Origin of the sequence: Neisseria dumasiana (genome assembly GCF_022870885.1) — a bacterium.
GTDB classification, from domain to species: Bacteria; Pseudomonadota; Gammaproteobacteria; order Burkholderiales; family Neisseriaceae; genus Neisseria; species Neisseria dumasiana.
In genome coordinates this window covers 1,159,888-1,186,419 of the sequence record NZ_CP091509.1, presented here as the reverse complement: position 1 = coordinate 1,186,419, position 26,532 = coordinate 1,159,888, and the positions used below count along the sequence as shown (strand labels likewise).

Below are 26,532 nucleotides of genomic sequence, written 5' to 3'. Positions count from 1 at the left end.
TATTTTCAGACGGCCTCCCACCAGCTAACGTTTAAGGCCGTCTGAATCATACGGTTGAATATAAAATGACCCAATACACTCTGAAACAAGCCAGCGAATTGCTGCAAGCTAAAAAAATTTCCGCCACCGAGCTGGCGCAAGAATACCTCAACGCCATCGACGCCCGAAACCCCGCCATCAACGGCTACACCACTCTGAATAAAGAACTAACGCTTGCCGAAGCCAAGGCCGCAGACGAACGCTTGGCCGCCGGAAACGCAGGCATCCTCACCGGCGTACCCATTGCCTTTAAAGACATCTTCTGCCAACAAGGTTGGAGAAGCGCGTGTTCCAGCAAAATGCTCGATAACTTCGTTTCCCCCTACACTGCCACCGTCGTACAAAACCTGCTCGACGAAGGCATGGTAACGCTCGGCCGCACCAATATGGACGAATTCGCGATGGGTTCGACCAACGAAACCTCGTTTGACGGCGCCACCAAAAATCCGTGGAATTTAGAAAACGTACCCGGCGGCTCTTCCGGCGGTTCCGCAGCCGTTATCGCCGCCCGTTTGGCACCTGCCGCATTAGGCTCCGACACCGGCGGCTCCATTCGCCAGCCCGCTTCGCATTGCGGCATTACCGGCATCAAACCCACCTACGGCATCGTTTCGCGTTTCGGCATGGTGGCTTATGCATCCAGCTTCGACCAAGCCGGCCCGATGGCACAAACCGCCGAAGACTGCGCCATTCTGCTGAATGCCATGGCAAGCTTCGACGAACGCGATTCCACCAGCTTGGAACGCGCCAAAGAAGACTACACCCGCAACTTAAACCAACCCCTCAAAGGCTTGAAAGTCGGCCTGCCCAAAGAATACTTCGGCGAAGGCATGAGTGCAGACGTACAAAAAGCCATTCAAGCGGCCATCGACCTGCTTAAAGCACAAGGCGCAGAAATGGTAGAAGTGAGCCTGCCGCAAACCGAGCTTTCCATCCCCGCATATTATGTTTTGACCTCGGCCGAAGCCAGCACCAACCTATCCCGCTACGACGGCGTACGCTACGGCCACCGCGCCGCCCGATTCGGCGACTTGGAAGAAATGTACAGCAACACCCGCGCCGAAGGCTTCGGCAGCGAAGTCAAACGCCGCATCATGATCGGCACCTACGTTTTGAGCCACGGCTATTACGACGCCTACTACCTCAAAGCCCAAAAACTGCGCCGTCTCGTAACCAACGATTTTCAGACGGCCTTACAGCAATGCGACATCATCCTCGCACCTACCGCACCCACCGCCGCACCCAAACTGAACAGCAACATTAACGACCCCGTGCAGATGTACCTTTCCGACATCTACACCATCGCCGTCAACCTCGCCGGCCTCCCCGCTATGACCCTGCCCGCAGGCTTCTCTTCCGACGGCCTGCCGATTGGCGTACAGTTGATTGGCAATTATTTCGCCGAAGCGAAATTGCTGGGCGTGGCGCATCAGATGCAGTTGGAAAGTGATTGGCACAGTAAAACGCCCACCGGTGTTTAAAAAAGGGCTACCTGAAAATAATAAGGCCGTCTGAAAAATTCAAGCTGCCTTAATGACTCATTCGATTAAATACAAATGATGAAAGATATTTAAATATGAACACTTATCAAGAAGGTTTGAACTTTGATAAAACTGTAGACTTCTTTATCTCTTTTGACGAAGAAACTGAAGAATATATAGTGGATATATTCAATGCTCAAATTGCTGACAAAGACCAAGCCTATATTGAAACATTTGAATGTGAAAACTTTGAAGAAGCTTTAGAAGCTGCACAAAACTATAAATTACTTATTGCCGCTTAAATCCGATGGCCTCTTCTAAACCTTTTTTAAAATGGGCTGGTGGGAAATTCAAACTTGCCCCATTTATTGAATTTAATCTGCCTAAACAACCCCGCAAACGCCTTATCGAACCGTTTGCGGGTTCTGCTGCCGTGTCAATGGCTTTGGATTTTGAAGCTTATTTGTTAAATGATACCAATCCTGATTTAATTGGTTTATTTCATATACTTAAAGAAGAAAAACAGCAATTTATTAATTATGCTCGTTCTTTTTTTACTTTAGAAAATAATCAGGAAATTCGCTTTTACGAATTACGGGAAAAATTTAATTCTTCTCGAGAATTAAGCGAACGTTCCGCTTTATTTATTTATTTAAACCGCCACGCATTCAACGGTTTATGCAGATATAACAGCAAAGGTGCTTTTAATGTGCCTTTCGGCCGCTACAAAACACCTTATTTCCCTGAAATGGAAATGTTGGCATTTATTGCGAAAGCCAACCGTATTGAGTTGATGTGTGCTGATTTTCAGACGGCCTTGGATTTGACAAATAGCGATGATATCGTGTATTGCGATCCGCCTTATGTGCCTTTGAGTGAAACAGCTTCATTTACCGCTTATGCTAAAGGCGGATTTGATTTAAATGACCAAACCCGTTTAGCTGAAACAGCCAAACAAATTTCAATACAATCTCAAGGTGTATTGATTTCCAATCATGATACAGCCTTTACCCGAGAGATTTACAAAGAAGCACGATTAGAAACCATTGACGTGCAAAGAAATATTGCAGCAAAAGGTAGCAGTAGGCAAAAAGTAGGCGAATTGTTGGCGATATATGGCGAGTGAATTTAACCGGTTAAAAGAAGAAGCAGCGGCTTACCATATTGGCTTGAAAAAACATATTTCAGACGGCCTCGTGATTTATAACGAAAATGCTTTAACTGTTATGCGCCGTATTTTGGATAAATATCCAAACGGCTGCTTCGATATGATTTTTGCAGACCCGCCTTATTTTTTGTCCAATGATGGTTTTACCTGCCAAAACGGGCAAATGGTTTCGGTAAATAAAGGCCGATGGGATAAATCTCAAGGGTTATCTGCCGATTTAGAATTTTATGAAGAGTGGTTACGCCTATCTTACGCACTATTGAAACCAAACGGCACAATATGGGTATGCGGTACTTATCATAATATTTACTTGATAGGCTACCTGATGCAAATCATCGGCTACCATATTTTGAACAACATTACATGGGAAAAACCCAATCCACCGCCAAATTTATCCTGCCGTTTTTTCACACATTCAACTGAAACACTGCTATGGGCGAAGAAAAGCAAAAAAGCCAAACATACTTTTCATTATGATGTAATAAAAGCACAAAACAACGATAAACAAATGAAATGTGTCTGGAAAATTGCACCACCAAGTAAAACAGAAAAAGCATTGGGTAAACACCCAACACAAAAACCGTTGGCTTTGGTTGAGCGATGCATTCAGGCAGCTTCAAATGTGGGTGATTTGATTTTTGACCCATTTATGGGAAGTGGCACGACAGGTATAGCTGCATTAAAAAATGGGCGGAAATTTTGTGGGTGTGAGCTAGAAACAGGATTTTTTGAGTTAACAAAAAATAGGTTAGATAATAAAAATGTCTGAATTTCAAAAATTTTTAGATCAATTGGTGGAAACAAATGCAACATTGGATTATTTTGTTAGTTTTGATACTGTCAGAAAAAATGTTAGCAAAATAGCTCTAAAACTCAATCAGCTAAATTATTTAATCGGTAAAAGTAATTTAAAAGAAGCCATTCGAGATATTTATAATGAAAATCCTAAAGCTTTTGATGTGCTTGGTATTTTGATTGCTGTTCGAGAAAGTAACAAAACTAAAACTTTCAACAATCAAGGGGAAATTGTTTTTGTAAATAGTTACTTTTCCTCATTGGAGGGGATTTACGACTACATACAACAAACAGGTTTGGAAAAAATTTTCCAAAATAAAGATATTACTAATCTGGTGGACTATGTTTTTGGTGTGGAAGCTGGGTTAAGCACTCATGGCAGAAAAAATCGCGGTGGGGACAATATGAACTTTGCCGTTGCCAAACAGTTGGAGAATGCAAATATTCCATTTCTAAAAGAAGTTCCCAATACTAATTTTCCTGATATTACTGGTTTAGGGAAGGATATTAAGCGTTTTGATTTTGTTATTAAAACAAAGCTCAAAACCTACCTAATAGAAACCAATTTTTATAATACTGGTGGTTCAAAGCCTAATGAAGTTGCCCGCGCTTATTCAGATATTGCTCCTAAGATAAATCGGCATCCTAATTATGAATTTGTTTGGATTACTGACGGCCAAGGTTGGCAATCTGCTAAAAACAAATTGGAAGAAGCATTTAATAATATTCCCAGTATTTATAATTTAACCACATTAGAAAGATTTATTGCGAAACTTCAAGATGAAGGTTTCAATAAATAATCTTCACATTAAAGAGGTTTTTAATGACCAAGCGCGAAGAATTGCTCGAACAGCAGCGCCGTCTTCATATTGTGTTCAACGCGTGGATGACAGATAAAAAAACAGCATGAAGTTGTCGTGTATCGGCGTGAGAACGGTGATCTAATACGTCATCATCCCGATGGAAAAGAAGAAGTGATTAAATATGCCGTTAAATAATGTCAGAAAAGTTTGCACCTGGTTTTGCCATTTTGCGACCAAAATTGCTTGATATGGGTTTCATACCCGACCAATCTACCTAAATTTTAAAATATTCCTTGATTTTGAAAGATTTTTTATGACCTGGGAAACCGTAATCGGACTGGAAATCCACGTCCAATTAAATACCAAATCCAAAATTTTCAGCGGTGCTTCTACTGCTTTCGGTGCCGAGCCGAACGCGCATGCCAGTGTGGTGGAATGTGCTTTGCCGGGCGTGTTGCCGGTGATGAACCGCGAAGTGGTGGAAAAAGCCATTAAGCTCGGTTTGGCCTTGGATGCGAAAATCAACCAAAAAAACGTGTTCGACCGTAAAAACTATTTCTACCCCGACTTGCCCAAAGGCTATCAAATCAGCCAATTGGATTTGCCGATTGTGGAACACGGCAAGTTGGAAATTGTGGTGGGCGACGAAGTCAAAACCATCAATGTAACGCGTGCGCACATGGAAGAAGATGCGGGTAAATCGGTGCATGAAGGTTTGAGCGGTGCAACGGGCATCGACCTCAACCGCGCCGGTACGCCTCTGCTGGAAGTGGTTTCCGAGCCGGAAATGCGTTCCGCAGCCGAGGCTGTGGCTTATGCCAAAGCTTTGCACGGCTTGGTAACGTGGCTGGATATTTGCGACGGCAATATGGCGGAGGGTTCATTCCGTATTGATGCGAACGTATCGGTGCGTCCGAAAGGACAGCAGGAATTCGGTACGCGCCGCGAAATCAAAAACTTAAACTCTTTCCGCTTTTTAGAGCAGGCGATTAATTATGAAGTGGAAAGCCAAATCGAGATTATCGAAGACGGCGGCAAAGTGCAGCAGGCAACGATGCTGTTCGACCCCGATAAAGGCGAAACCCGCGTGATGCGCCTTAAAGAAGACGCGCACGACTACCGCTATTTCCCCGACCCCGATTTATTGCCGGTGATGATTTCAGACGGCCAGTTACAAAAAGCGAAAGACGAAATGCCTGAGCTGCCGTCTGAAATGGCACAGCGTTTCGTAGCCGATTTCGGCGTGAGCGACTACGATGCCCGTTTGTTAACCGCCAGCCGCTCTCAAGCCGCTTTCTTTGAAACCGCCGCCCAAGCCAGCGGACAAGGTAAATTGGTGGCAAACTGGATGAACGGCGAATTGGCCGCTACATTGAACAAAGAAGGTTTGAGCCTGTCTGAAAGCCCGATTCAGGCCGACCGCTTGGCCGGATTGGTGGCGAAAATCGCCGACGGCACATTAAGCAACAAACTCGCCAAACAGGTGTTTGAAGCGATGTGGGGCAGCGATTTGGATGCCGAGGCCATTATCGAGCGCGACGGTTTGAAACAGATGACCGACACCGGCGCGATTGAAAAAATCATCGACGAAGTGTTGGCCAACAACGCCAAATCGGTAGAAGAATTCAAAGCCGGTAAGGAAAAAGCCTTTAATGCGCTGGTGGGTCAAGTGATGAAAGCCAGCAAAGGCAAAGCCAATCCGCAGCAGGTGCAGGAATTGCTGAAAGCGAAACTGGCTTGATTGCGTAGCATCTAAAGAGGCCGTCTGAAATTTTCAGACGGCCTGAAACCTTTAAAGCCCTTCCGATAAACAATTTTATCTTCCGCAACTTATGTCTTACACCGTTACCCTTGTGCCCGATCATGCGACTTTCAGTGTTGAAGCCGACGAACCGATATTGAGTGCCGCCAAGAGACAAAATTTCAACCTGCCCCATTCCTGTCAAAGCGGCATTTGCGGTCAATGTAAGGCTCAAGTAGTGAGCGGCGATATCGAACGGGGAGCCTATGCCGAACTGGCCTTAAGTTCGGAAGAAGCCGCCCAAGGTAAAATATTGATGTGCTGCACCAAATTAAACGGCGACGTCACATTAAAAATACCCGGTTATAACGGCGCATCCGCCCCGCCCGTTAAAACCTTTCCTACGCGCGTGGCTTCAGTGGAATATATTCATGATGTTGCCGTGTTAACCCTCTCTTTACCCAAAGCACCGCCTTTCCATTTTTGGGCCGGCCAATACATTGATATTCTGTTGAAAAACGGTGAAACACGCAGTTACTCCATCGCCGGCAACCCCAACAGCACCGAAACCCTCACTTTGCATATTGCCAAACGGCAAGGCGGTTTATTTTCCGACATGCTGTTCGGAGAAAACCCCTCTGTTCAAGAAAAAACCATTTTGCGCGTGCGCGGCCCTCTGGGTACGTTTGCGCTGCAAGACGGCGATAAACCGATTATTTTGATGGCAACCGGCACAGGCTTTGCACCCATCGGCAGCATACTCCGCCAGCTGGCCGACAGCGACAGCAAGCGCCCCGTGCATCTGTATTGGGGTGCGCGCCATGAAAGCGGCTTATATGATTTTCAGACGGCCTCGGCATTAACCGCCCGCTTACCGAACGCCCGTTTTACTCCCGTGCTTTCGCAACCGGACACAAACTGGCAAGGCGCAACCGGCTATGTCCAAACCCAAGTTGCTGCCGATTATCCCGACTTATCGGGCTTTCAAGTCTATGCTTGCGGTTCCGTTCAAATGATTGAATCGGCCAAGCAACTTTTGCAGCAAGAATGCGGTCTACCCGAAACAGCATTCTTCTCAGATGCATTTTCGGCTGCGGTGTAATCTGCCGTTTTGCCCGCTTACAATTAATGGCCAAGCAAAGGCCGCTACCGATCAAGATCTCTGACCACATACCATGCCGTCTGAAGTGTTCAGACGGCATCTTGCCGCTTAGGTGTGGTGTGTCCCTTTCTGAAATAATGCTACAATCTTCTTATCAACAACAAACCTTTATTTTTTATGAGTATTCTTGAAGCCGTTATCATCCTGTTTCTTCTGATTTTAATCAGTGCTTTGGTTTCGGCTGCCGAACTGGCACTGGCTTCTTCCCGTAAAATCAAATTACAGGTCATGGCAAAAGAAGGCGACGTGCGTGCACTTGATGTCTTGAACATGCAGGAGCACCCCGGTAGCTTTATTACAGTAGTACAAATCGGTTTGAATGCCGTAGCAGTATTGGGCGGTATTGTCGGCGAAGCGGCGGTGCGGCCGTTTTTGAGCAATCTGCTGGCCGGCACCGGCTTGGAAACAGCGGCTTCGGTGCTGGCGTTTGTTTTTGTGACCAGCGTGTTTATTCTGTTTGCCGACCTGATGCCCAAACGCTTTGCCATGATTAACCCCGAACGGGTGGCCGTGCGCGTAGTACGGCCGGTCATGCTGCTGATTTTCGTGTTCAAGCCGTTGATTTTCCTGTTTGACGGCATGGCCAATCTGATTTTCAAACTGCTGAAAATTTCTACCGTACGCAGCGACGGCCTGACTTCCGAAGACATTTACGCCGTGGTCGATGCCGGTGCGCAGGCAGGCGTGTTGAAGCAGCAGGAACATTATCTGATTGAAAACATTTTCGATATGCAGGAGCGCACGGTTACTTCTACCATGAGCGCTCGCGAATATTTGGTTTATGTAGATAAAAGCGACAATAACGAAACCGTGCTGGAAAAAATAGACGAAACCCCTCACTCTAAAATCTTGGTATGCAACGGCGGGCTGGAAAAAGTGATCGGCTATATCGAATCGCACACGTTTCTCACCCATTATCTGAAAGAGCCGAACATCAACCTGACCGACCGCCGCGTGTTACGCAAAGCTTTGTTTATTCCCGATACTTTGTCGCTTTACGAAGTATTGGAAACCTTTAAAAACGCCGGCGAAGACTTTGCCGTAATCATCAACGAATACGCTTTGGTTGTGGGTGTGATTACGCTGAAAGACGTGATGAACATTGTGATGGGTGATTTGGTAGCGACAGAAGAAGAGCCGCAAATTATCCGCCGCAACGAAACCTCTTGGCTGGTGGACGGTGCAACACCGCTCGAAGACGTGATGCGCGCCCTCGACATTGCCGCTTTTCCCCATTCGGAAAACTACGAAACCGTGGGCGGATTTATGATGTATTCGTTGCGCAAAGTGCCCAAACGAACCGATTTCGTGGTGTTCGACAAATACAAGTTTGAAATCATCGACACCGATAATCTGAAAATCGACCAGCTGTTGGTTTCGCTTCATCAAGATGCGGTTGAAAAGAAAGATTAAAACGATAAGCAAATAAACTTTAATTTCTGCTACATCGTTGCTGCGCCTTAGCTCAAAAAAACGATTGTACAAGGCAAGCCTGTACAAACAGATACAGCTCTTGCTCGTCTGCGAAGCTTCTTACCGTTAAAAGACTTTGAACAGGTTCTTACGTTTAACCTGTGTTTGATATACTACTTTGCTCATTGCAGCTTTCTTTAATGAGCGCATATAAATTACTTTCTTTTTACTTCTCCAAAGTAGCAGAATGCCATCTGAAAGCGATTTTGCGAGCTTGGTAAAACCCACACTTAGCGGGCTTTACCAAATAAGCCGTTAACGCTTTTTGCGTTTGGCCTTAGTGCTTTCGCTACGGCTGTTTTTTTTTCGCTTTTCTTTATGAGGCTTACGGTCGGATGAAGCCTTACCATCCGACTTCACTTTAACCGTAATTCCTCGTTTGCTGCGTGAAGCCGTTTCAGATGAGGCCGTCTGAACCGCAGATTTTCTGCTGCTCTTTTTAGATACTTCACCGCCACTGATCAAAGTCAGATCAATTTTGCTGGTATCCAAATCGGCACGAGCCACTTTAACGGTTACACGGTCGCCCATATTAAAGCGTATGCCGCTGCGCTCGCCCTGCATAGCCATAATTTCGGGGCGGTAGTTGAAATAATCCTCCCCTAAATCGCTGATATGCACCATTCCTTCGATGTGAATATCGTCTAAAGTCACAAAGATGCCGAAATTAGCCATGCCGCTGATACGGCCTTCAAACACTTCGCCGACTTTGTCGCGCATGTAATAGGTTTTCAGCCAGTTTTCTACATCGCGGCTGGCATCATCGGCACGACGCTCGCAGAAAGACGTATGCACACCTAAAGCCTGCCATGATTCAGGACGGTATTTTTCTTCATTCAATACTGCTTTGATGGCTCGGTGTACGGTCAAATCGGGGTAGCGGCGGATCGGCGACGTGAAATGGGTATAAGCTTCATAGGCCAAGCCAAAGTGGCCTTGGTTTTCAGGCTCGTAAACCGCTTGTTGCATAGAACGCAGCATCATTACCTGAAGCAATTCGGCATCAGGACGGCCTGCAAACTGTTCGGCCAGTTGCGCGTAGTCTTTCGGAGTGGGATTGTCTCCCCCGCCCAAGTGCAATCCGAGCAAACCCAGTTGTTCGCGCAATGTAGCCAGCTTTTCAGGAGTAGGCCCCAAATGGTTGCGGAACAGCGATGCATGTTTATTCTTCAATAAGAACTCAGCCGCACACACGTTGGCTGCCAACATACACTCTTCAATCAACTTGTGGGCATCGTTGCGTACGATAGGCACAATACGCTCGATTTTTCCGTTATCATCGAAAATCATTTGTGTTTCAGTACTTTCAAACTCAACCGCACCACGCTTGTGCCGTTTTGCCTGAAAAATTTGAAACAGCTTGTACAGCGGTTCGATTTGCGCCCTATGCGGATAATCGCCGCCTTGTTTTATCCAATCCCAAACTTGCGTGTAAGTCAAACGAGCATGTGAACGCATAACCGCCGGATAAAACTTATATTCTTTGATATTGCCCGCATACGTTACCACCATGTCGCATACCATACACAAGCGTTCCACATCCGGATTGAGCGAACAAATGCCGTTGGAAAGGCTCTCCGGCAACATCGGGATTACCCTGCGCGGAAAATACACGCTGGTGGCGCGCTCTTGAGCATCCTTATCAATAGGGTCATTAGGGCGGACATAATGGCTCACATCGGCGATAGCCACAACAAGGCGGTAATTCCTGCCCTGTTTTTCAGCATAAACCGCATCATCAAAGTCTCGTGCAGTTTCGCCGTCTATCGTAACCAAAGGCAGATCGCGCAAATCTACGCGCCCCTTAATATCTCGCGGCCGGACATGATCGGGAATTTTTTCGGCAGCCTGCAAACACGCTTCGCTAAAAATATGGGGCAGCTGGTGCTTGCGCACAGCGATTTCAATTTCCATGCCGCTGTCTGCATAATCACCCAATACCTCAACCAACTTGGCAACCGCCGGACGGTGACCATCAGGATAGCTTTCGATTTCCGCTACCACAACCTGCCCCGATTCGGGCTTTAATTCCGCCAAACCTTCGGGCTCTAAAACAATGCTTTGGGTGAGCCGGTGATCTTCAGGCTCAAGAATGGCAATACCGCGTTCTACATAATAACGGCCGACAACCTGTTTTTGAGCACGTTCGACAATATCCAAAACCTGCCCTTCGCGACGGCCGCGACGGTCTGTTCCTGCCGGGCGCACAGTAACGATATCACCATGCATCAAGCCGCGCATTTGACGTTCGTATAAAACAAAATCGCCTTCACCGGTCGGCACCAAAGGCACGGCAAAACCAAAGCCGTCTTTATGGGCTTCGATACGGCATTTCACCAATGCCAGTTTTTCGGCCGCACAAACGGCACCGCGACGGTTAATCAACACCTGCCCGTCTCGCGCCATCGCTTTAATACGGCGTTCGAAAAACTCGTGTTCAGCTTCAGTAATCGACAACTTCTCTGCCAATTTGAAAATCTGTAAAGGAACACCTTCCTGCTCCAATACTTCTATAATCCATTCGCGGCTGGGCAACGGATGATGATAGCGTTGCTGCTCGCGGCTCAAAAAAGGATCTTTCTCTCTTAAACTGAGTGACTTAGTATTTTTCTTCATTTTGATGATTGACAATCTTTCATTTAAATATATAATTCACATCTCTTTGCAGCCGACACTTTAACGTAAAGCAAAGATTAAAGCAAAGCCCAGGTGGCGGAATTGGTAGACGCGCTAGCTTCAGGTGCTAGTATCCTCACGGGTGTGGAAGTTCGAGTCTTCTCCTGGGCACCATAGTTTCAACTTTGAAACTCTGAGTAGCTTTAATACAGTAAAAACATAAAGAATTCAACGTGCCCAGGTGGCGGAATTGGTAGACGCGCTAGCTTCAGGTGCTAGTATCCTCACGGGTGTGGAAGTTCGAGTCTTCTCCTGGGCACCAAAAAATACTCCGGTTTAATACCGGATTTTTTATTGCCTATTCACATGAAATTTAAATATTTTTACACAAAATATTTGAATAAATACCTTATTTTCGTTGTTTAAAATTACTATAGTCAATCAACTTAATTTGAATACAAAGCATCGATTAGTATGCAATATTAAGTAATGAGCAGCCTATTCTGTTGCCGCTTTAGCGGCTTACACAATCGTTCTCTTTAGAAGAGCTAAAGCGCGTCAATACCTTAGCAAAAGTTAAGTTGATTGACTATACTCTTACAAAAACTGAAATAACTCTGAGTTGCTTCCCCAACTTATCTACTGTTGCAATCTTGCGAATCAACAACATTTTTTCTTACAATATCAAGGCCGTCTGAAAATATCAGACAGCCTTGATATTGCATATAGATGGAACAAAAAATCTGACTTTCTATAAACAGAGAAGAAAATTCGCTCTCCCGATTATCGATTCCGTGCAAAGGCCTTTATCATGAAAATATACACCTCTATCGAAATGCGCCGTTACGAACAAGCCGCTGTTGATGCAGGAACTAGCTTTGAACAGTTAATGGAAAATGCCGGACAAGGTTCAGCAGCGGATATTCTCAAACGCCACCCGACAGCCGGTCACGTATTGGTTGTGTGCGGAAAAGGTAATAACGGTGGGGACGGCTTGGTAATCGCAAGAGTGCTTCAACAATCTGGCTGGAAAGCTGATATTGTTTTTGTTTTAGGTGATAATGTGTCCGAACTTTCCGCACTCAACCGTAGCCGCTTACACGGATTACCCGGTATTGAATTTATAGAGCCTAGTGAGCTGGAAGGCCGTCTGAAAAAATTCTCCTACAACCTACTTATCGAAGGTATTTTCGGCACAGGATTTAACGGTATATTGCCTGAATCTGTAGCCAGTATCTGCCGTTTATTGAATCTTTCAGACGGCTTTAAAATTGCTTTAGATATCCCTACGGGTTTAAACGGCGACACCGGTGAAGCTGATGAAAATGCATTTAAGGCCGACCTTACTTATACCTTTGCTGCATTTAAACCGGGGCATTTTAGTGAAGCAGGTAAATCTTTATGCGGTGAAATAGTGTGCATCGATATTGTTTAACCGAATTTCATAGACTGACTTAACAACCCGAAACCTTTTCTCACATTAGTTATTTAAAATGTATCTAGAATAATCTAGCAATCTTACAAAAACCCAAAAGCAAAACCCTGCTGGATGCAGGGTTTTGCTTTATTCCGGATTCCGGCCAATTATCATTTGCTACTTAATTTATCTTATTGGATTAAATTGAGGCTTTAGATTATTCAAACAATGATAAATCAGCTGAGAAGGTTACATAACTTTATTGCGCGTACGAGATTGATTGTCTACAGGCTTTCGCGCATTAAATGCTCGTTTTGATGCCTGAAAAATAGCCTGACGTCTGCGATGCTGCATAAATATCTCCTTTCTTTGTTGTTTTCATGGTATGAGATACGGGTAATATAATATTTTTGTATATTTATTACAAGAACGGTTTTGATAAACAATGTTTATTATTGATAAATAATTCACTAAAAATAAACGCTTGGTATATTAATGTTAATTTAAACATGGTTGATATACATAAACAAAGTAATATCAATAAGTTTATTAAAGTTTAGAGTTATTGAAAATATATTAAGAAAAGAAATCAGGCCGTCTGAAAATTCAGACGGCCTGTATTCAGTTAAGTACTTTTATAAAATAAATTACTCGGCAGCGGCCACCACAGCAACTTTAACAGCAGCAACTGCATCGGTATGCAAAGCTACTTCTACCTCGTATTCACCAACAGCTTTCAAAGGGCCGTTAGGTAAACGTACATTTGATTTTGCAACTTCAATACCTGATTCAACGATAGCAGCGGCAATATCGGCATTAGTTACAGAACCAAACAAACGACCGTCTACACCTGCTTTTTGAGCCACCGTGATGGTTTGTCCATCCAATTTCTCTTGACGGGCTTTAGCATCAGCCAAAATTTCGGCCTGCTTCGCTTCCAATTCGGCACGACGTGCTTCAAATTCTTTCATATTGGCTTCGGTAGCACGTTTAGCTTTGCCGGAAGGAATTAAAAAGTTACGGGCATAACCATTTCTTACGGTAACAATATCGCCCAAATTGCCCAAGCCACCGATTTTTTCTAACAGAATAATTTGCATGATCAAAATCTCCGTAAATTATTTATGTTGATCGGTATAAGGCAGCAAAGCCAAGAAACGGGCACGTTTTACGGCAACAGCCAATTGGCGTTGGTAGTGTGCTTTGGTACCGGTAATGCGGGCCGGAATGATTTTACCGTTTTCAGAAATGAAGTCTTTCAACAAGTCTACTTGTTTGTAATCAACTTCTTGGATTTTTTCAGCCGTGAAACGGCAGAATTTTCTACGTTTGAATGATTGACGAGCCATTGTCGTTTAACCTTTATATTCTTTAATGTTTTGTATGCGCAACACGGGTTTTGGATAACGTTGGCTTTTTTGTGCCAAAAAACCGTTTACTGTGACGACGGTTTCAATCCCGTGTTGCCAATTAAGCGCATCCTTACCGAGAATTTTTGCGGGCAATTCCAGTTTTACCAAACATTTTTGCCCGTTTTCTTCCTGCCATGATTCGTGCCTTAGCACAATATCCAAAACCGGTACTCCGGCTGGCGTGTATCTCAATTCTCCGCAATGGACAATTTGGGCGGTAAGATTTAAAAGATTTTTCAATCTTCGATTACGCTTCGGCAGTTTCTTCTTTAGCCGCTGAATTGCTGTCGAGCAGGTTTTTAGACTTTTCGTCTTTCAGCATCGGAGAAGCTTCTGTAACGGCCTGTTTGGTTTTGATGGTCAGATGACGCAATACTGCATCATTGAAACGGAAAGCAGTTTCCAGTTCTTCAACCACTTCGGGAGCGGTTTCGATATTCATCAAAACATAATGTGCTTTGTGGATTTTGTTGATTGGGTAAGCCAATTGACGACGGCCCCAATCTTCTAAACGGTGAATTTTACCGCCTGCTTCGGCAATCATGGTTTTGTAGCGCTCAACCATTGCGGGCACTTGCTCGCTTTGATCAGGATGAACGATAAACACGATCTCGTAATGACGCATGTTATCTCCTTACGGTTTAAAAACAGCCTTTTACCATGCGAAAAGTAAAAGGCAAGGTTGGAAAACGGGCTATTATAACGGCTTAGAACGAATAAATCAACGCTTGAAAAAAGCGTTACAATAAATAATAGAAATAGGGTGTCAATAAAACTATAAAAGAACTATAAAAGAAAAAGAAATAGCCGACGGCAGAAGGTTTTTTGTTTTATCAAAATAACGTCGAATTTTGTTTCGGATTGAGTGGTAAACAATGATGGAATTCCGCAAAATTATCCATATCGATATGGATGCATTCTATGCTTCCGTTGAACTGCGTGAACAACCGCATTTGCGCGGCAAACCTGTTGTGGTTGCTTGGGAAGGCCCGCGTTCTGTTATTTGTGCGGCTTCTTATGAAGCCCGACAATTCGGATTACATTCGGCAATGGCCGTTTCAACTGCAAAAAGGCTTTGCCCTCAAGCGATATATGTACCTCCTCATTTTGATTTATACAGACAAATATCTCGCGAAATTCATGCTATTTTTTCCAGATATACAACACTGATTGAGCCTTTGTCGCTTGATGAAGCTTATTTGGATGTAACCCGCAATCTTCAGAATATTCCTTATGCCGGCGAAATTGCTCAAAAAATCCGCCAAGAAATCAGGCAGGAAACCGGGCTTACTGCCTCTGCCGGTATTGCACCGAATAAATTTTTAGCCAAAATTGCATCGGATTGGCGCAAACCCGACGGCCAATTTGTATTGCCTCCTCAAAAGGTTGAAGCATTTTTAGAAACGCTGCCGCTTGGAAAAATCCCCGGCGTAGGTAGGGTTACTTTGCAGAAAATGAATGCTTTGGGGATGCAAACGGCGGGAGATTTACGCCGTTTCGAACGCGGGCAGCTGCTGCATCATTTTGGGCGATACGGTTACCGTTTGTATGATTTGGCACGCGGTATAGACGAACGTGAAGTAAAACCCAACCGTGAACGGTTGCAGATTTCTACGGAAATTACGTTACCCGAAGATTTGCCTTTAAAGGAGTTGATTATTCATTTACCTGTTTTGACTGCTGATTTATGGGCGCAAATGAACCGCAAACAAGTTGAAGCGCGCAGCGTTACGTTAAAATTGAAAACGGCAGATTTCCATATCATTACCCGTTCTCTTACTTATTCTTCTGCGCTTCCTGATCAACCTTCTTTAATGAAAGCTGCACAAACGCTGATGCAGCGTATTCCTACACATTCAGGAGATTCCTTCCGACTCATCGGCATCGGAGTAAGCCATCTGATACCCAAAGGGAAACAGCAATTATTATGGGATATATGATTCAGACGACCTAAAATTGGTTTGGCAGCCATAATCATTAAGCAATTATTAAGTTATTCAAAACAACGTAAATAAACCGCCCTGTCGGTTTTACGGCTTCCGCTTAAATCTTAACGCTCTTTTTCTCTAAAAAAAGCATAAGTGACATCATGAAATAAATCCACATGAGGGCTGTCTTCATAATTTAACTCGGCTAAAGCATCTTCGAAAGCCAATTGCACCGATTCCACTACATCTTGCGCGATTTCTGCAGGCAAGGCTCTTACCATGCCTTTGAAGGCTGTTGAAAGTACATGATTTTGCATACGTAAAACATCGTATGCTTCTTCTAAGTATTCTAAACGCTGCTCAATGCTGCTCATGATTTTTCCTTCTATAAATTCTGTTAAAATAAAACATTATATAGGATTTAAAATATAGGATTTAAAAATACTGCGGTTCGACGGCGGCCTGGTTGCAATAGCCGGCGAACAGTTTTGGATATACCGTAATGAACACGGTACACATACCGCCAGACTCCGAATGAAAGTGAATAATCAATAATGAATAATCCACGTTATCATGATCATACAAAACCCGATACGCAAAACGGAGAAGATGAATTCGACTGGGAACGCGGTTTGGAACAATTGCGCCAGCAACGCAATACGGCGCGTGAAACACCTGCTCCTTCCCGCTCTGCTCCTCAAAGTGTCGCCCCGTCTTACCAACCGGCTTCTTCCAAACCGACACCGACGGAAGCGCAATTGAGTGCGCGTGCGGCTGAGAAGATGTTGCGTGAATATCTGCAACAATGGCAAAAGGAGCATAACGACCTATTTTCGGAAAATATTACTGCGGAAACCGATACCACTGTTTTATTGCAAGAAGACTGGCTTGCCGCCCAAACTGCCCTCCAATCTGCACGAATAGACGATAAAAATATCGAAAACACCCGCACGGTTTGGCTCAACCCCAAACGTCAAACGGTTTCTTTTGACCGCCCCCACGAAGTTGAAAATTTACGTTCAGGCCGTCAAACAGCAGAGCATTCGGAAGAGCAGACTGAAAATGCTTTTGAAGCTGACGTTCAGGCAGAAGATTGGCTGCCGGTAACGGTAAAAGTGATTAATCCACAGGTTGATCCGCGCAAACCTGTGATGTGTTTGTCGGAACAAGAATTACTGGAGCGTTTGAGCCGCCGTTTGCGCCCTCACTTGACTGATGCGGTAGCAGGCATGGTACGCGTAGCGGTACAGAAACAAACCGCTGCCCTTACTTACCAGCTTCAACAAATGTTAAACGAACAAACCCCCGCCATTGTAGATGAGATTTTGGACTACAATTTAAAAGCCGCTATGTCGGAGATTAAATACAGTTTGAAATATAACCGCTGATAATTGATATTTTGGTTAGAGGCCGTCTGAAAACATCTGGATATTCTCTCCGGCCGCCGTGTTCCCCATACGGCGGCCGGATATTTAAATAGAAAACAAAATGTTTCAGCCGCAAGCGGTTGCCCATTGCATTCAAAGCATACGGCCGACAACCGGCTATCGAACACCGATGTTGGGTTTTCAAAACTTGAAAGCTTTGCCCTTCGGCTGCGGCACATTTCAGCGTTGTGCGCTGCTCGCTTGCTTACACTATCTATATGATATGTCTGCATCTGCCGGGCTGTTATGCCTTTTACTGCATCCACATTTGAAGATTTTGCACGAACCTCAACTTGTTAACCGCGATATCTCTTATTCACAAAATACATACCGGAATCTTCGCTCATGACAAAAAATTGGATTTTACCTGCCGTCATCGCCGCCGCGCTATTCGGTTCCCAATATTTTTATCAACAACACTCCCGACACCAAACCGAGTCCCCATCATCTGTGTCATCGGCGAATAGAAGCGAAGCTGCCGAAACAACTCTCCGAAAAGCGTTTGAACAACGTCAAAGCAATATTCAGGTTGAGGGCAGCGGCAGAGTGAGCAAAACCCTTCCCGACGATAATAAAGGCTCACGCCATCAACGGTTTATTGTGAAACTCAGTAGCGGACAAAGCCTTTTGATCGCCCACAACATTGATCTCGCCCCTAAAATCAAAGGCTTGAAAAAAGGCGATACGGTAGCTTTTTACGGCGAATACGAATGGTCGGAAAAAGGCGGCGTGATTCATTGGACGCATCACGACCCTCAAGGCAGGCATCCTGACGGCTGGTTAAAACACAACGGTGTGATTTATCAATAAAATCCCCTAGAGGCCGTCTGAAGATTTTTCAGACGGCCTCGATTAAACATCCAATTCATAACACACAACACTATGACTACCCGAAAAAAAATCTTTGTGCTTTATACCGGCGGCACCATCGGAATGCGCCAAACCCCGCAAGGGCTCAGCCCTGATACCGCTTTGGCTGAAAAGGCCCTGATACCGTTTGCAGATAACTATTCGTTCGACTGGCACATCTGCAATCCCTTAATTGATTCTTCGGCCGTCACCCTGTCCGATTGGCACAACTGGTTGGAATTGCTCAAAGAAAAAGCCCGTACATACGACGGCATATTGGTGCTTCACGGCACCGACACCCTGGCTTACACGGCCAATCTTTTCACCCTTACCCTGCCCGATTTGAAACTTCCGATTGTGATCACCGGCTCGCAATGGCCTTACAATGCCCAACACAGCGATGCCCCTTTAAACTTAGCTACCGCCGTTGCAGCGTTTGAATTAAACCTGTCCGAAACGGTTATTGCTTTCAACGGTAAACTTTTTCAGGCCGTAGGCAGCAGCAAAATCAGCACCGAGCAGGCCGACGGCTTTGATAACCCCCATTTCGGCACAATCGCAATATGGTCGCCCGAATGCGGTTGGCGGCATGTGAACAAAAGGCCGTCTGAAAAAACATCCGCCGCATTACACACGCCCTTCCCTGTACTCGACACACAAGCCAAAGTGGTTTGCCACACGCTTGTGCCGGGCTTTTCGGCACAGTCTTTTTCAGACGGCCTTTACCGCAATGCCGATGCTGTGATTCTGCAAAGCTACGGCCACGGCAATGCACCGTCTGACCGGGATTTTATTCAGGCAGTTAACGATTTGACTTCACGCGGAAAGTTAGTGCTCAATATCAGCCAAGCCAAACAAGGCAATGCGGCTGCTGTGTATGCACAAGGCAGTGCGTTGCGGCAGGCAGGTGTTGTAAACGGAGGCAAGGCCAATTTAGAAACGGCACTCGTTCTGCTCACACTCGCCGTCAGCAACGGTCTCGACAACAAACAGCTTCAACAAAAACTGGAAACGCTGAATTTACTATAACACCTTGGCTTTATTAGCTAATAATATAAAAAAGCCTGATGTTGGATACATCAGGCTTTTTAAATCATTCAATTCGATTTAGATTTGCGTTGACCATTCTATGGCAAATAAACTCCAATTTTGCTACGACGTTGCTGCCTGCACACCCAATTTGTATTAGAAACTGCCTGCAAGCTCCCCAACCAAACTGTATTTCCGCTACGAATCAGCCATATCTGCAAATAATGCCGTTTCAGACGGCCTCAAATTCTTTTTCCTATACCTTTTTCATTTTAGACTCCAGCATCGCCCGCAAACCGGCCAAGTTGCTCTTGCCTTCTTCCTTACTCACAATCGGCTCGCCGCCTTTTCTGCCGAGGATTTTCAAATCTTCCTGCGGCATTTCGTCGATAAAGCGGCTGGGGTCGGGAAACTGCCATGTGCCTTGCCGTTTACGCTTCACGCAATGGGTGAGCGTAAGTTGGCGTTTGGCGCGGGTGATGCCTACATACATCAAACGCCGCTCTTCTTCGACGTTGCTCTCTTCGATGCTGTCGGCGTGGGGCAGCATGCCTTCTTCGCAGCCGACGAGAAACACATACGGATATTCCAAGCCTTTGGAGGCATGCAGGGTGGAAAGTTTGACCGCATCTGTTTCTTCTTCGTTTTTGCCTTCGAGCAAGGTCATCAGGGCGATGGTTTGGGCGATTTCGATGATGTTTTTGCCGTCTTGCCCGCCTTTGCGCGCCAGCCAGTCGGTGAGGTCGGTAACGTTGCGCCATTTGATTTCGCCGGCCTTGCCTTCTTCGCTGCCGAGCAGATGGGCTTCGTAGGCGATGTCGGCCAGCAGGTTGTTGACGAGTTCGCCCGCGTCGTCGTGTTCGGCACGGGCGCGGTAATCTTCCATCAAGGCCATGAATTGTTGCAGATGCTCGCGGTTTTGGGCGTTTAAGACGGCCTGTGCTTCGGGGTTTAACGCGGCTTCATACAGGCTGCATTCGTGGCTGTGGGCATAGGTGTTGAGTTTGCCGAGCGTGGCTTCGCCGATGCCGCGTTTGGGCGTGGTAACGGCGCGTAAAAAGGCGGGGTCGTCGTTAGGATTGGCAAGCAGGCGGATGTAGGACAATACGTCTTTGATTTCGGCTTTATCAAAAAAACTCTGGCCGCCTGAAAGCTGGTAAGGTACGCGCGCGCTGCGCAAGGCTTCTTCAAACACCCGCGCCTGATGGTTGCCGCGGTAGAGGACGGCGAAATCGGCGTATCGGGTTTTGTCGCCGCCCACCAGTTTTTGTTTCACGATTTGACTCACCACCCATTCGGCCTCGTGTTGTTCATGCTGGCAGGCGACGATTTTGATGTGTTCGCCCATGCCGAACTGCGACCACAAGGTTTTTTTGAACAGCTTGGGGTTGTTTTCAATCACCTTGTTGGCCACTTTCAATATCCGCGCGGTGGAGCGGTAGTTTTGCTCCAGCTTGATTACCTTCATCTGCGGATAGTCTTCCTGCATTTGGCGCAGGTTTTCCATGTTTGCGCCGCGCCATGCGTAGATGGATTGGTCGTCGTCGCCCACGGCGGTAAACATGCCTTCCGCGCCGGTGAGCAGCTTCATCAAAGTGTATTGGCAGGCGTTGGTGTCTTGGCATTCGTCCACCAGCAGATAGCGCAGGCGGAGCTGCCATTTGTGGCGCACTTCGCTGTTTTGCTGCAACAGCACGGCGGGCAGGCGGATTAAGTCGTCGAAATCGACGGCTTGATAGCTCTCCAGCGTGGCCTGATAGCCGGCATACACTTTCGCCATTTGGCTTTCCCACTCGTTGGAGGCCGTCTGAAGAATCTCTTCGGGCGTTTTCAAATCGTTTTTCCACAGGGAAATTTGGTGCTGGGCTTTGAACACCGCTTCTTTGCCGGTGCTGCCGAGCAGCTCGTTGATGATTTTGGCGCTGTCGGTGCCGTCGAGAATAGAAAAGTTTTTCTTGTAACCGATGTTGGCGGCTTCTTCGCGCAAAATGCGCATACCGAGCGAATGGAAAGTACAGATGGTTAAGCCGCGCGTTTGGCTTTTCGGCAACATTTTGCCCACACGCTCCTGCATTTCTTTAGCGGCTTTGTTGGTAAACGTGATGGCGGCGATGTGGTGGGCAGGATAATTTACTTGCGTAATCAAGTATTTGATTTTCTGGGTAATCACACCGGTTTTACCGCTGCCCGCACCTGCCAAAACGAGCAGGGGGCCGCCGAGATATTGCACGGCTTGTTGTTGCTGGGGATTGAGTTTCATGAAAATGGCAATGTACTGACTAACAACAAGATGATATTACCATGTAAATTACCATAATAATGGGAAGCTTGAGTAGATTAGCAGTCATGCGCAGTTAATCTACGTCAGCCCCAAGTTTATTTCCTGTTATTACAAAGAAAATTATGCCGGACAGCGTGGTTTATACGGGCAGCTTGAGCAGTTACGACGTACTGGATGTCAGCGGTTTTCACCATCACAGGATTAACCACAGTAAGGCATTTGCCGAGAGGCAAAACCACATCAACGGCATTGAGAATTTCTGGAATCAGGCCAAGCGTGTCTTGCGCAAATATAATGGCATTGACCGAAAGTCTTTTCCTCTATTCTTGAAAGAATGCGAGTTTCGTTTTAATTTTGGGACAGCAAAGCAGCAGCTAAAAATTCTGCGGCTTTGGTGTGAGATTTAGGGCTAATCTACTTCAGCCCTTTAATTTTTAGGCGCGGCCTTGGCAACTAAGCCTAATCCCCGAATGGTGGGGCTTTGTTTTCAATATATCACCTACACGATTGACCATGATACTTTCAGCCTAATCCCCGAATGGTGGGGCTTTGTTTTCAATCGCAGGTCTGTTTTTCTCCTTTTAAAGTCAGTGGGTTGGAAACGGGGTTTCCAATCTTTTCAAAGTTTACAAAGTTAAACATGGGTTAACCTCTTTTATCTTGTAGCGTCCGTAGCCGAACACGGTTTCTTTGCCTATGTGCAACCATTGTCCGAGATGGAGCAGTTGGCTGAATGGTAGCGGTAAATCTTGAAATTGCCAAGTGCCTATGGCTCCGCCTAAGTTGATGTGCTGTTGTTGGCGGGTTGAATAGCGGCTCCAGTCCAGCCATTGCAGTTGGTGGCGGCTTTTTATGTGTGCTGCGGCCTGCATCAAGCTTGGGTAATCGGTTTCCAAGTTCTGCCAGTATAGGGTGGCGAACGTCGAGGTGCGTCTGACCAGCTGAGACCTTTCAGTATTTGTTGCCTGCTCCGGTTTAACAATAAGTTGATTGGCTATATCAGCGGAACAAATCCATTACTTTTACAAACACCATAACCACGCCGTAAGCCAACGGCACACCTGCCAACGCCCAACGCCACCACACACGCACACCACCGTGCGACACTTCTTCGGCTGCCAGATAAGCATCCGACAAGGTGGTTTCGTCGTCGGGATTGTGGCTTTGAGCCGCATCTTTCACGCTTTTATCATGGTGTTTCTCATGCACCGGCTTCACCGATAGGTTGCACAACAAACCGATAATCAGCAAAGCGGCCATGATATACATGGTAATACTGTATGCCTGTGCGGCAGGTACGCCGCTGTTAATTTGCCCTTGGCGGATATAGTTAACCAACACAGGCCCCAACACGGCGGCGGCAGACCACGCCAGCAACAGCCGTCCGTGAATCGCGCCGACTTGATAAGTGCCGAACAAATCTTTCAAATAGGCCGGAATCGCTGCGAAACCGCCGCCATACATCGACATAATGATGCAGAACCCGATAACAAACAGCCCCTTGCTACCGCTCTCGCCGATAGACGGAACAGCAAAATAAAGCAGCGAGCCCAGCACAAAAAACAGCGTATAGGTATGCTTGCGGCCGATTTTGTCGGAAATGCTCGACCAAAAAAAGCGGCCGCCCATATTAAACAAACTCAACAACCCGACAAACCCTGCTGCTGCGGCTGCGCCAACCGCCGCACCCGCACCGACCGAAGCTTCGGAAAACAACTCCTGAATCATCACCGATGCCTGACCGAGCACACCTATGCCGGCGGTAACATTCAAACACAAAATGAAAAACAGTAACCAAAACTGCGGCGTTTTTACCGCCTGCCCTGCATTCACATGGCTGCTGCTGACCATTTTTTTCGTTTTGGCAGGCGGCACAAAGCCTTTCGGTTTCCAGCCTTCTGCCGGTACACGAATGGTAAACACACCGAACATCATGAAAATAAAATAGAAAATACCGAGCACGATAAAAGTTTGCGCCACACCGGTGGAATCGGCGCTGCTGAAAGCATTCATTAATGCTACCGATAAAGGCGACGCAAGCATCGCACCGCCGCCGAATCCCATAATGGCCAAACCGGTTGCCATGCCGGGTTTATCGGGAAACCATTTCATTAACGTCGATACCGGCCCGATATATCCCAAACCCAAGCCTACGCCGCCAAGTACGCCGTTACCGAGATACAGCAACCACAGGTTATGGGTGTAAACCCCTAGTGCCGACACAAAAAAACCCAAGCTGAAACAACAGGCTGCCACAAACATCGCTTTACGCGGCCCTACCCGCTCCATCCAAGTGCCGAACAGCGCAGCCGATGCCCCCAGCACCGCCAAAGCAATGCTGAACACCCAACCTACCGTGGTCAGCTTCCAATCATCGGGCGCAGACTCGGTGATACCGATGATTTTAGTAAGCGGGGCATTGAATACGGAATAGGCATAAATCTGCCCGATAGACAAATGAACCGCCAACGCCGCAGGCGGCACCATCCAGCGATTGAAACCGGGCGGGGCTACGGTGTTGGCTTTATCTAGAAAAGACATAACATTCCTTTGATTTGAAGTGTGTATGAAGAAACCTTTGTAAGACTTTCAGATGTGGATGCGGCTCAAGACGGAGCAGCATAGCGAGCACAGACATATTCAAATACAAGGCTAAGCGGGCGGACAGCGCACAACAAGGCTTCATTAAATCTGAAATACAGCTGCCCGCCCCACTAAGCCATTGAAGTGTGAACAGAATCGGTTTCGTGCTGTGTGCTGTCTGTACAGTCTGCGGCCTGCTGCCTATCAGAAATAAGTTTGTTTGCTGTATTTCGTCCATACCGTTTTATCAGGCGCGTATTTTATCAAAACACGGGCTTTTCTTAACGAAAAGGAAAAGTGATTTTATTTGCAGCCGTATATTCATCAAATTCATGCAGCCCAAACCTTTGACCCTGTTTTTGACTTTGCCCGGCGGCATTCAGCCGCAAGCCTGTGCTTTCCGCGAGATTTGGCCGTCTGAAACTTCTTACTTTCGGAAGGGTCAGATTATGGTTCAGACGGCCTGATATATTGACTATACTTATATCTTGTATGCTCATTGCTGCCTTGTATTCAAAATATTTTATTGACTATGGGCATACGCAATAAAATCCCGTTTGAATAAAAAAGACTGAAAACTGTAACATTATTTCCAAGTATGGTTATGTAAAGCTTATTGCTTACAAACTTTACTTTCACTTAAATTAAAATTACGTTATATTACATTTCAATAAATACTGTCTTTTACTACTGTTATTAACCCTTACAGATATCACCTCCGAAAGGATACTTTATGCAAACACAAGCCGTTATCGACCATATCGTCGGCTGGCTCAAAGACTACGCAGCCAAAGCCAAAGCCAAAGGTTTGGTAGTGGGCGTGTCGGGCGGTGTCGATTCTGCGGTCGTATCTATTTTGGCCGCCCGTACCGGCCTGCCTGTATTGGTGCTCGATATGCCCATCCGCCAAAAAGCAGATCAAAGCAGCCGCTCCAAAGCCCATATCGAAAACCTGCACCAACGCTTTCCCAACGTAAAAAGCATGCTTGTCGATCTAACCCCCACATTCGACACTTTTGCCGAAACGGTAGAAGTTAACGAAAGCGACTATCCATCCAAACAACTGGCTTTGGCCAACGCCCGCTCGCGCTTGCGTATGCTCACGCTTTATTACTACGCGCAAATCAACGGCTTTTTGGTAACGGGCACCGGTAACAAGGTGGAAGATTTCGGCGTTGGCTTTTTCACCAAATACGGCGACGGCGGCGTCGATATCAACCCCATCGGCGACTTACTGAAAACGCAGGTTTACCAACTTGCCTCAGCACTCAATGTAATCGAATCGATTCAGGTGGCCGCACCCACCGACGGCTTGTGGGATACCGACCGCACCGACGAAGAACAGATGGGCGCCAGCTATCCCGAGCTGGAATGGGCCATGAGTGTGTACGGCTGGAACCGCCCCGAAGATTTCGAAGGCCGCCAGCGTGAAGTGCTGGAAATCTACACCCGCCTGCACCAAGCCATGCAGCATAAGGTTAATCCGATTCCGGTATGCCGCATTCCGAATGATCTGCTGTCTTAACGGCAAAGCCTGAGCAGCCCTTTTTTCACAACCGTTCGAGCATCATCCGATTCAAATAACCGAGGCCGTCTGAAAAAAGCTTTTCAGACGGCCTCGGTCTATCAACGGTCTATGACCCGACGTAGTTAATCAACATCATTATTAAAATTCAAGTGGATTAGCGATATCGGGATGGCGTTACAGAGATTCCGCTTTTTTCAAACCTTTGGCACGAACGGTGGCAATCGTACCGTCAATCCCTTTTTGTTTGATTAAGTCGTTGAACTGATTGCGGTAAACCGTAACCATGCTCACGCCGTCCACACGGATGTTATACACCTTATAAACCGAGCCGACTTTGTAAAACTGATAGGAAACTTCATATTTTTTTCCGCTCGGCGTAACGATTTCGCTGTAAGCATCCACTTTGTTTTTGCCGTTATCCACCATTTTCGGCAGCACTTTTACTTGGGCTTTTTCCGCCCCCATCAAAGCCGACCGCGCATACATGGCGATAATCATTTCTTTAAATGCCGAAATAAATTCGGTTTTCTGCTTGGGAGAAAACTCTTTCCACGGCAGGCCGACTGCCAATGCGGAAATACGCTGGTAATCGAGATAATTGTCGGCATAGCGTTCAATCTGTTTGATTTTCTGTTGTTCGCTCAAGCCTTTGTTACGAACAACTTTCAATACGGCATCAATGTTCTGTTGAAGTTGTGCCTGCGCAGGGTGCTGCTGGGTTTGGGCGGCGGCATAAGGTGCCACCACTGCAACAGGTACGGCAAATAATGCAGCCGTTAGCGTTTTCATTTTATTCCTTT

Annotated in this window: 25 protein-coding genes, 2 tRNA genes and 1 pseudogene; 18 read left to right on the top strand and 10 right to left on the bottom strand. The window is 46.3% G+C overall.

The window, feature by feature from the left end:
* Positions 1–65: 65 nt before the first annotated feature.
* The 8 genes from gatA to paeA all read left to right on the top strand — a co-directional run bounded on the left by gatA (position 66) and on the right by paeA (position 8,602).
* Complete coding sequence (gene gatA / locus LVJ88_RS05385; protein WP_085355421.1) at positions 66–1,520, top strand: Asp-tRNA(Asn)/Glu-tRNA(Gln) amidotransferase subunit GatA; 1,455 nt, start codon at positions 66–68, stop codon at positions 1,518–1,520.
* Positions 1,521–1,615: 95 nt separating this feature from the next.
* A complete protein-coding gene (locus tag LVJ88_RS05380; protein ID WP_004284714.1) occupies positions 1,616–1,822 on the top strand; it encodes a hypothetical protein in 207 nt (68 codons plus the stop codon).
* 5 nt (positions 1,823–1,827) lie between these two features.
* Positions 1,828–2,646, top strand: coding sequence for a DNA adenine methylase (locus tag LVJ88_RS05375; RefSeq protein WP_004284716.1), 819 nt, complete (start codon positions 1,828–1,830; stop codon positions 2,644–2,646).
* Positions 2,636–3,457 (top strand): DNA-methyltransferase, encoded by an 822-nt coding sequence (locus tag LVJ88_RS05370; protein WP_085418293.1) that lies wholly within the window; start codon positions 2,636–2,638, stop codon positions 3,455–3,457. Before LVJ88_RS05375 ends, LVJ88_RS05370 begins: the two co-directional genes overlap by 11 nt.
* Positions 3,450–4,283, top strand: coding sequence for a type II restriction endonuclease (locus LVJ88_RS05365; RefSeq protein WP_054599050.1), 834 nt, complete (start codon positions 3,450–3,452; stop codon positions 4,281–4,283). The genes LVJ88_RS05370 and LVJ88_RS05365 overlap by 8 nt, the downstream gene beginning before the upstream one ends.
* 316 nt (positions 4,284–4,599) lie before the next feature.
* Positions 4,600–6,027: an Asp-tRNA(Asn)/Glu-tRNA(Gln) amidotransferase subunit GatB gene (gene gatB, locus LVJ88_RS05360; RefSeq protein ID WP_085418294.1), complete on the top strand. Its 1,428-nt coding sequence runs from the start codon at positions 4,600–4,602 to the stop codon at positions 6,025–6,027.
* A gap of 91 nt (positions 6,028–6,118) precedes the next feature.
* The gene (locus LVJ88_RS05355) at positions 6,119–7,129 is read left to right on the top strand and encodes a 2Fe-2S iron-sulfur cluster-binding protein (protein ID WP_085418295.1); all 1,011 of its coding nucleotides are present in this window, start codon (positions 6,119–6,121) and stop codon (positions 7,127–7,129) included.
* Positions 7,130–7,306: 177 nt separating this feature from the next.
* Positions 7,307–8,602 (top strand): polyamine export protein PaeA, encoded by a 1,296-nt coding sequence (gene paeA / locus LVJ88_RS05350; protein ID WP_085418296.1) that lies wholly within the window; start codon positions 7,307–7,309, stop codon positions 8,600–8,602.
* Positions 8,603–8,917: 315 nt separating this feature from the next.
* On the opposite strand, the gene rnr is transcribed toward paeA, so the two are convergent.
* Positions 8,918–11,293, bottom strand: coding sequence for a ribonuclease R (gene rnr, locus LVJ88_RS05345; RefSeq protein ID WP_085418297.1), 2,376 nt, complete (start codon positions 11,291–11,293; stop codon positions 8,918–8,920).
* Between the two features lie 72 nt (positions 11,294–11,365).
* Here rnr and LVJ88_RS05340 point away from each other — a divergent pair.
* The 3 genes from LVJ88_RS05340 to LVJ88_RS05330 all read left to right on the top strand — a co-directional run bounded on the left by LVJ88_RS05340 (position 11,366) and on the right by LVJ88_RS05330 (position 12,713).
* Positions 11,366–11,452 (top strand) — tRNA-Leu (locus LVJ88_RS05340).
* A gap of 61 nt (positions 11,453–11,513) precedes the next feature.
* Positions 11,514–11,600: transfer RNA gene (locus tag LVJ88_RS05335), tRNA-Leu, on the top strand.
* A gap of 489 nt (positions 11,601–12,089) precedes the next feature.
* On the top strand, positions 12,090–12,713 hold the full coding sequence (locus LVJ88_RS05330) for an NAD(P)H-hydrate epimerase (RefSeq protein ID WP_244694187.1): 624 nt from the start codon (positions 12,090–12,092) through the stop codon (positions 12,711–12,713).
* Positions 12,714–13,342: 629 nt separating this feature from the next.
* On the opposite strand, the gene rplI is transcribed toward LVJ88_RS05330, so the two are convergent.
* From rplI to rpsF, 4 genes are read right to left on the bottom strand one after another with little or no spacing between them, the layout of a single operon-like run.
* The gene (gene rplI / locus LVJ88_RS05325; protein WP_085360476.1) at positions 13,343–13,795 is read right to left on the bottom strand and encodes a 50S ribosomal protein L9; all 453 of its coding nucleotides are present in this window, start codon (positions 13,793–13,795) and stop codon (positions 13,343–13,345) included.
* A gap of 18 nt (positions 13,796–13,813) precedes the next feature.
* A complete protein-coding gene (gene rpsR, locus LVJ88_RS05320; RefSeq protein WP_054599043.1) occupies positions 13,814–14,044 on the bottom strand; it encodes a 30S ribosomal protein S18 in 231 nt (76 codons plus the stop codon).
* Positions 14,045–14,050: 6 nt separating this feature from the next.
* Positions 14,051–14,347, bottom strand: coding sequence for a primosomal replication protein N (gene priB, locus LVJ88_RS05315; RefSeq protein WP_085418299.1), 297 nt, complete (start codon positions 14,345–14,347; stop codon positions 14,051–14,053).
* Positions 14,348–14,354: 7 nt separating this feature from the next.
* On the bottom strand, positions 14,355–14,732 hold the full coding sequence (gene rpsF / locus LVJ88_RS05310; protein WP_054599041.1) for a 30S ribosomal protein S6: 378 nt from the start codon (positions 14,730–14,732) through the stop codon (positions 14,355–14,357).
* Positions 14,733–14,985: 253 nt separating this feature from the next.
* Here rpsF and dinB point away from each other — a divergent pair, with 253 nt between their 5' ends.
* Positions 14,986–16,047 (top strand): DNA polymerase IV, encoded by a 1,062-nt coding sequence (dinB, locus tag LVJ88_RS05305; protein ID WP_054599040.1) that lies wholly within the window; start codon positions 14,986–14,988, stop codon positions 16,045–16,047.
* 110 nt (positions 16,048–16,157) lie between these two features.
* Here the strand turns inward: dinB and LVJ88_RS05300 are convergent, their stop codons facing one another.
* Positions 16,158–16,409 carry an NGO1151 family protein gene (locus LVJ88_RS05300; protein WP_054599039.1) on the bottom strand — a complete coding sequence of 84 codons (252 nt, stop codon included), beginning with the start codon at positions 16,407–16,409 and terminating at the stop codon, positions 16,158–16,160.
* A 180-nt stretch (positions 16,410–16,589) separates the two neighbouring features.
* On the opposite strand from LVJ88_RS05300, the gene LVJ88_RS05295 reads away from it, so the two are divergent.
* From LVJ88_RS05295 to LVJ88_RS05280, 3 genes are all read left to right on the top strand, one after another.
* Positions 16,590–17,423 (top strand): hypothetical protein, encoded by an 834-nt coding sequence (locus LVJ88_RS05295; RefSeq protein ID WP_085418300.1) that lies wholly within the window; start codon positions 16,590–16,592, stop codon positions 17,421–17,423.
* Between the two features lie 384 nt (positions 17,424–17,807).
* Complete coding sequence (locus LVJ88_RS05285) at positions 17,808–18,272, top strand: DUF3465 domain-containing protein (protein WP_085418302.1); 465 nt, start codon at positions 17,808–17,810, stop codon at positions 18,270–18,272.
* Positions 18,273–18,344: 72 nt separating this feature from the next.
* Entirely contained in the window at positions 18,345–19,340 is a 996-nt protein-coding gene (locus tag LVJ88_RS05280; protein ID WP_085418303.1) for an asparaginase, read from the top strand.
* 256 nt (positions 19,341–19,596) lie between these two features.
* On the opposite strand, the gene rep is transcribed toward LVJ88_RS05280, so the two are convergent.
* Positions 19,597–21,600, bottom strand: a complete 2,004-nt coding sequence (gene rep, locus LVJ88_RS05275; protein ID WP_085418304.1) for a DNA helicase Rep — start codon at positions 21,598–21,600, stop codon at positions 19,597–19,599.
* Positions 21,601–21,716: 116 nt separating this feature from the next.
* Here rep and LVJ88_RS05270 point away from each other — a divergent pair.
* Positions 21,717–22,028 (top strand): annotated as a pseudogene (locus LVJ88_RS05270) (IS1595 family transposase); the annotation flags it as partial.
* Between the two features lie 219 nt (positions 22,029–22,247).
* On the opposite strand, the gene cas6 reads toward LVJ88_RS05270, so the two are convergent.
* Positions 22,248–22,517, bottom strand: a complete 270-nt coding sequence (gene cas6, locus LVJ88_RS05265; RefSeq protein ID WP_233127555.1) for a CRISPR system precrRNA processing endoribonuclease RAMP protein Cas6 — start codon at positions 22,515–22,517, stop codon at positions 22,248–22,250.
* A gap of 103 nt (positions 22,518–22,620) precedes the next feature.
* Positions 22,621–24,162: an L-lactate MFS transporter gene (locus tag LVJ88_RS05260; protein ID WP_054599033.1), complete on the bottom strand. Its 1,542-nt coding sequence runs from the start codon at positions 24,160–24,162 to the stop codon at positions 22,621–22,623.
* 374 nt (positions 24,163–24,536) lie between these two features.
* Between LVJ88_RS05260 and LVJ88_RS12540 the strand changes: the two genes are divergently transcribed.
* Both LVJ88_RS12540 and nadE read left to right on the top strand, forming a co-directional pair.
* The gene (locus LVJ88_RS12540; protein WP_269844471.1) at positions 24,537–24,671 is read left to right on the top strand and encodes a hypothetical protein; all 135 of its coding nucleotides are present in this window, start codon (positions 24,537–24,539) and stop codon (positions 24,669–24,671) included.
* Between the two features lie 266 nt (positions 24,672–24,937).
* The gene (nadE, locus tag LVJ88_RS05255; RefSeq protein WP_085360458.1) at positions 24,938–25,729 is read left to right on the top strand and encodes an NAD(+) synthase; all 792 of its coding nucleotides are present in this window, start codon (positions 24,938–24,940) and stop codon (positions 25,727–25,729) included.
* A gap of 177 nt (positions 25,730–25,906) precedes the next feature.
* Here the strand turns inward: nadE and LVJ88_RS05250 are convergent, their stop codons facing one another.
* On the bottom strand, positions 25,907–26,521 hold the full coding sequence (locus LVJ88_RS05250) for an MlaC/ttg2D family ABC transporter substrate-binding protein (protein ID WP_054599031.1): 615 nt from the start codon (positions 26,519–26,521) through the stop codon (positions 25,907–25,909).
* Positions 26,522–26,532: the final 11 nt, after the last annotated feature.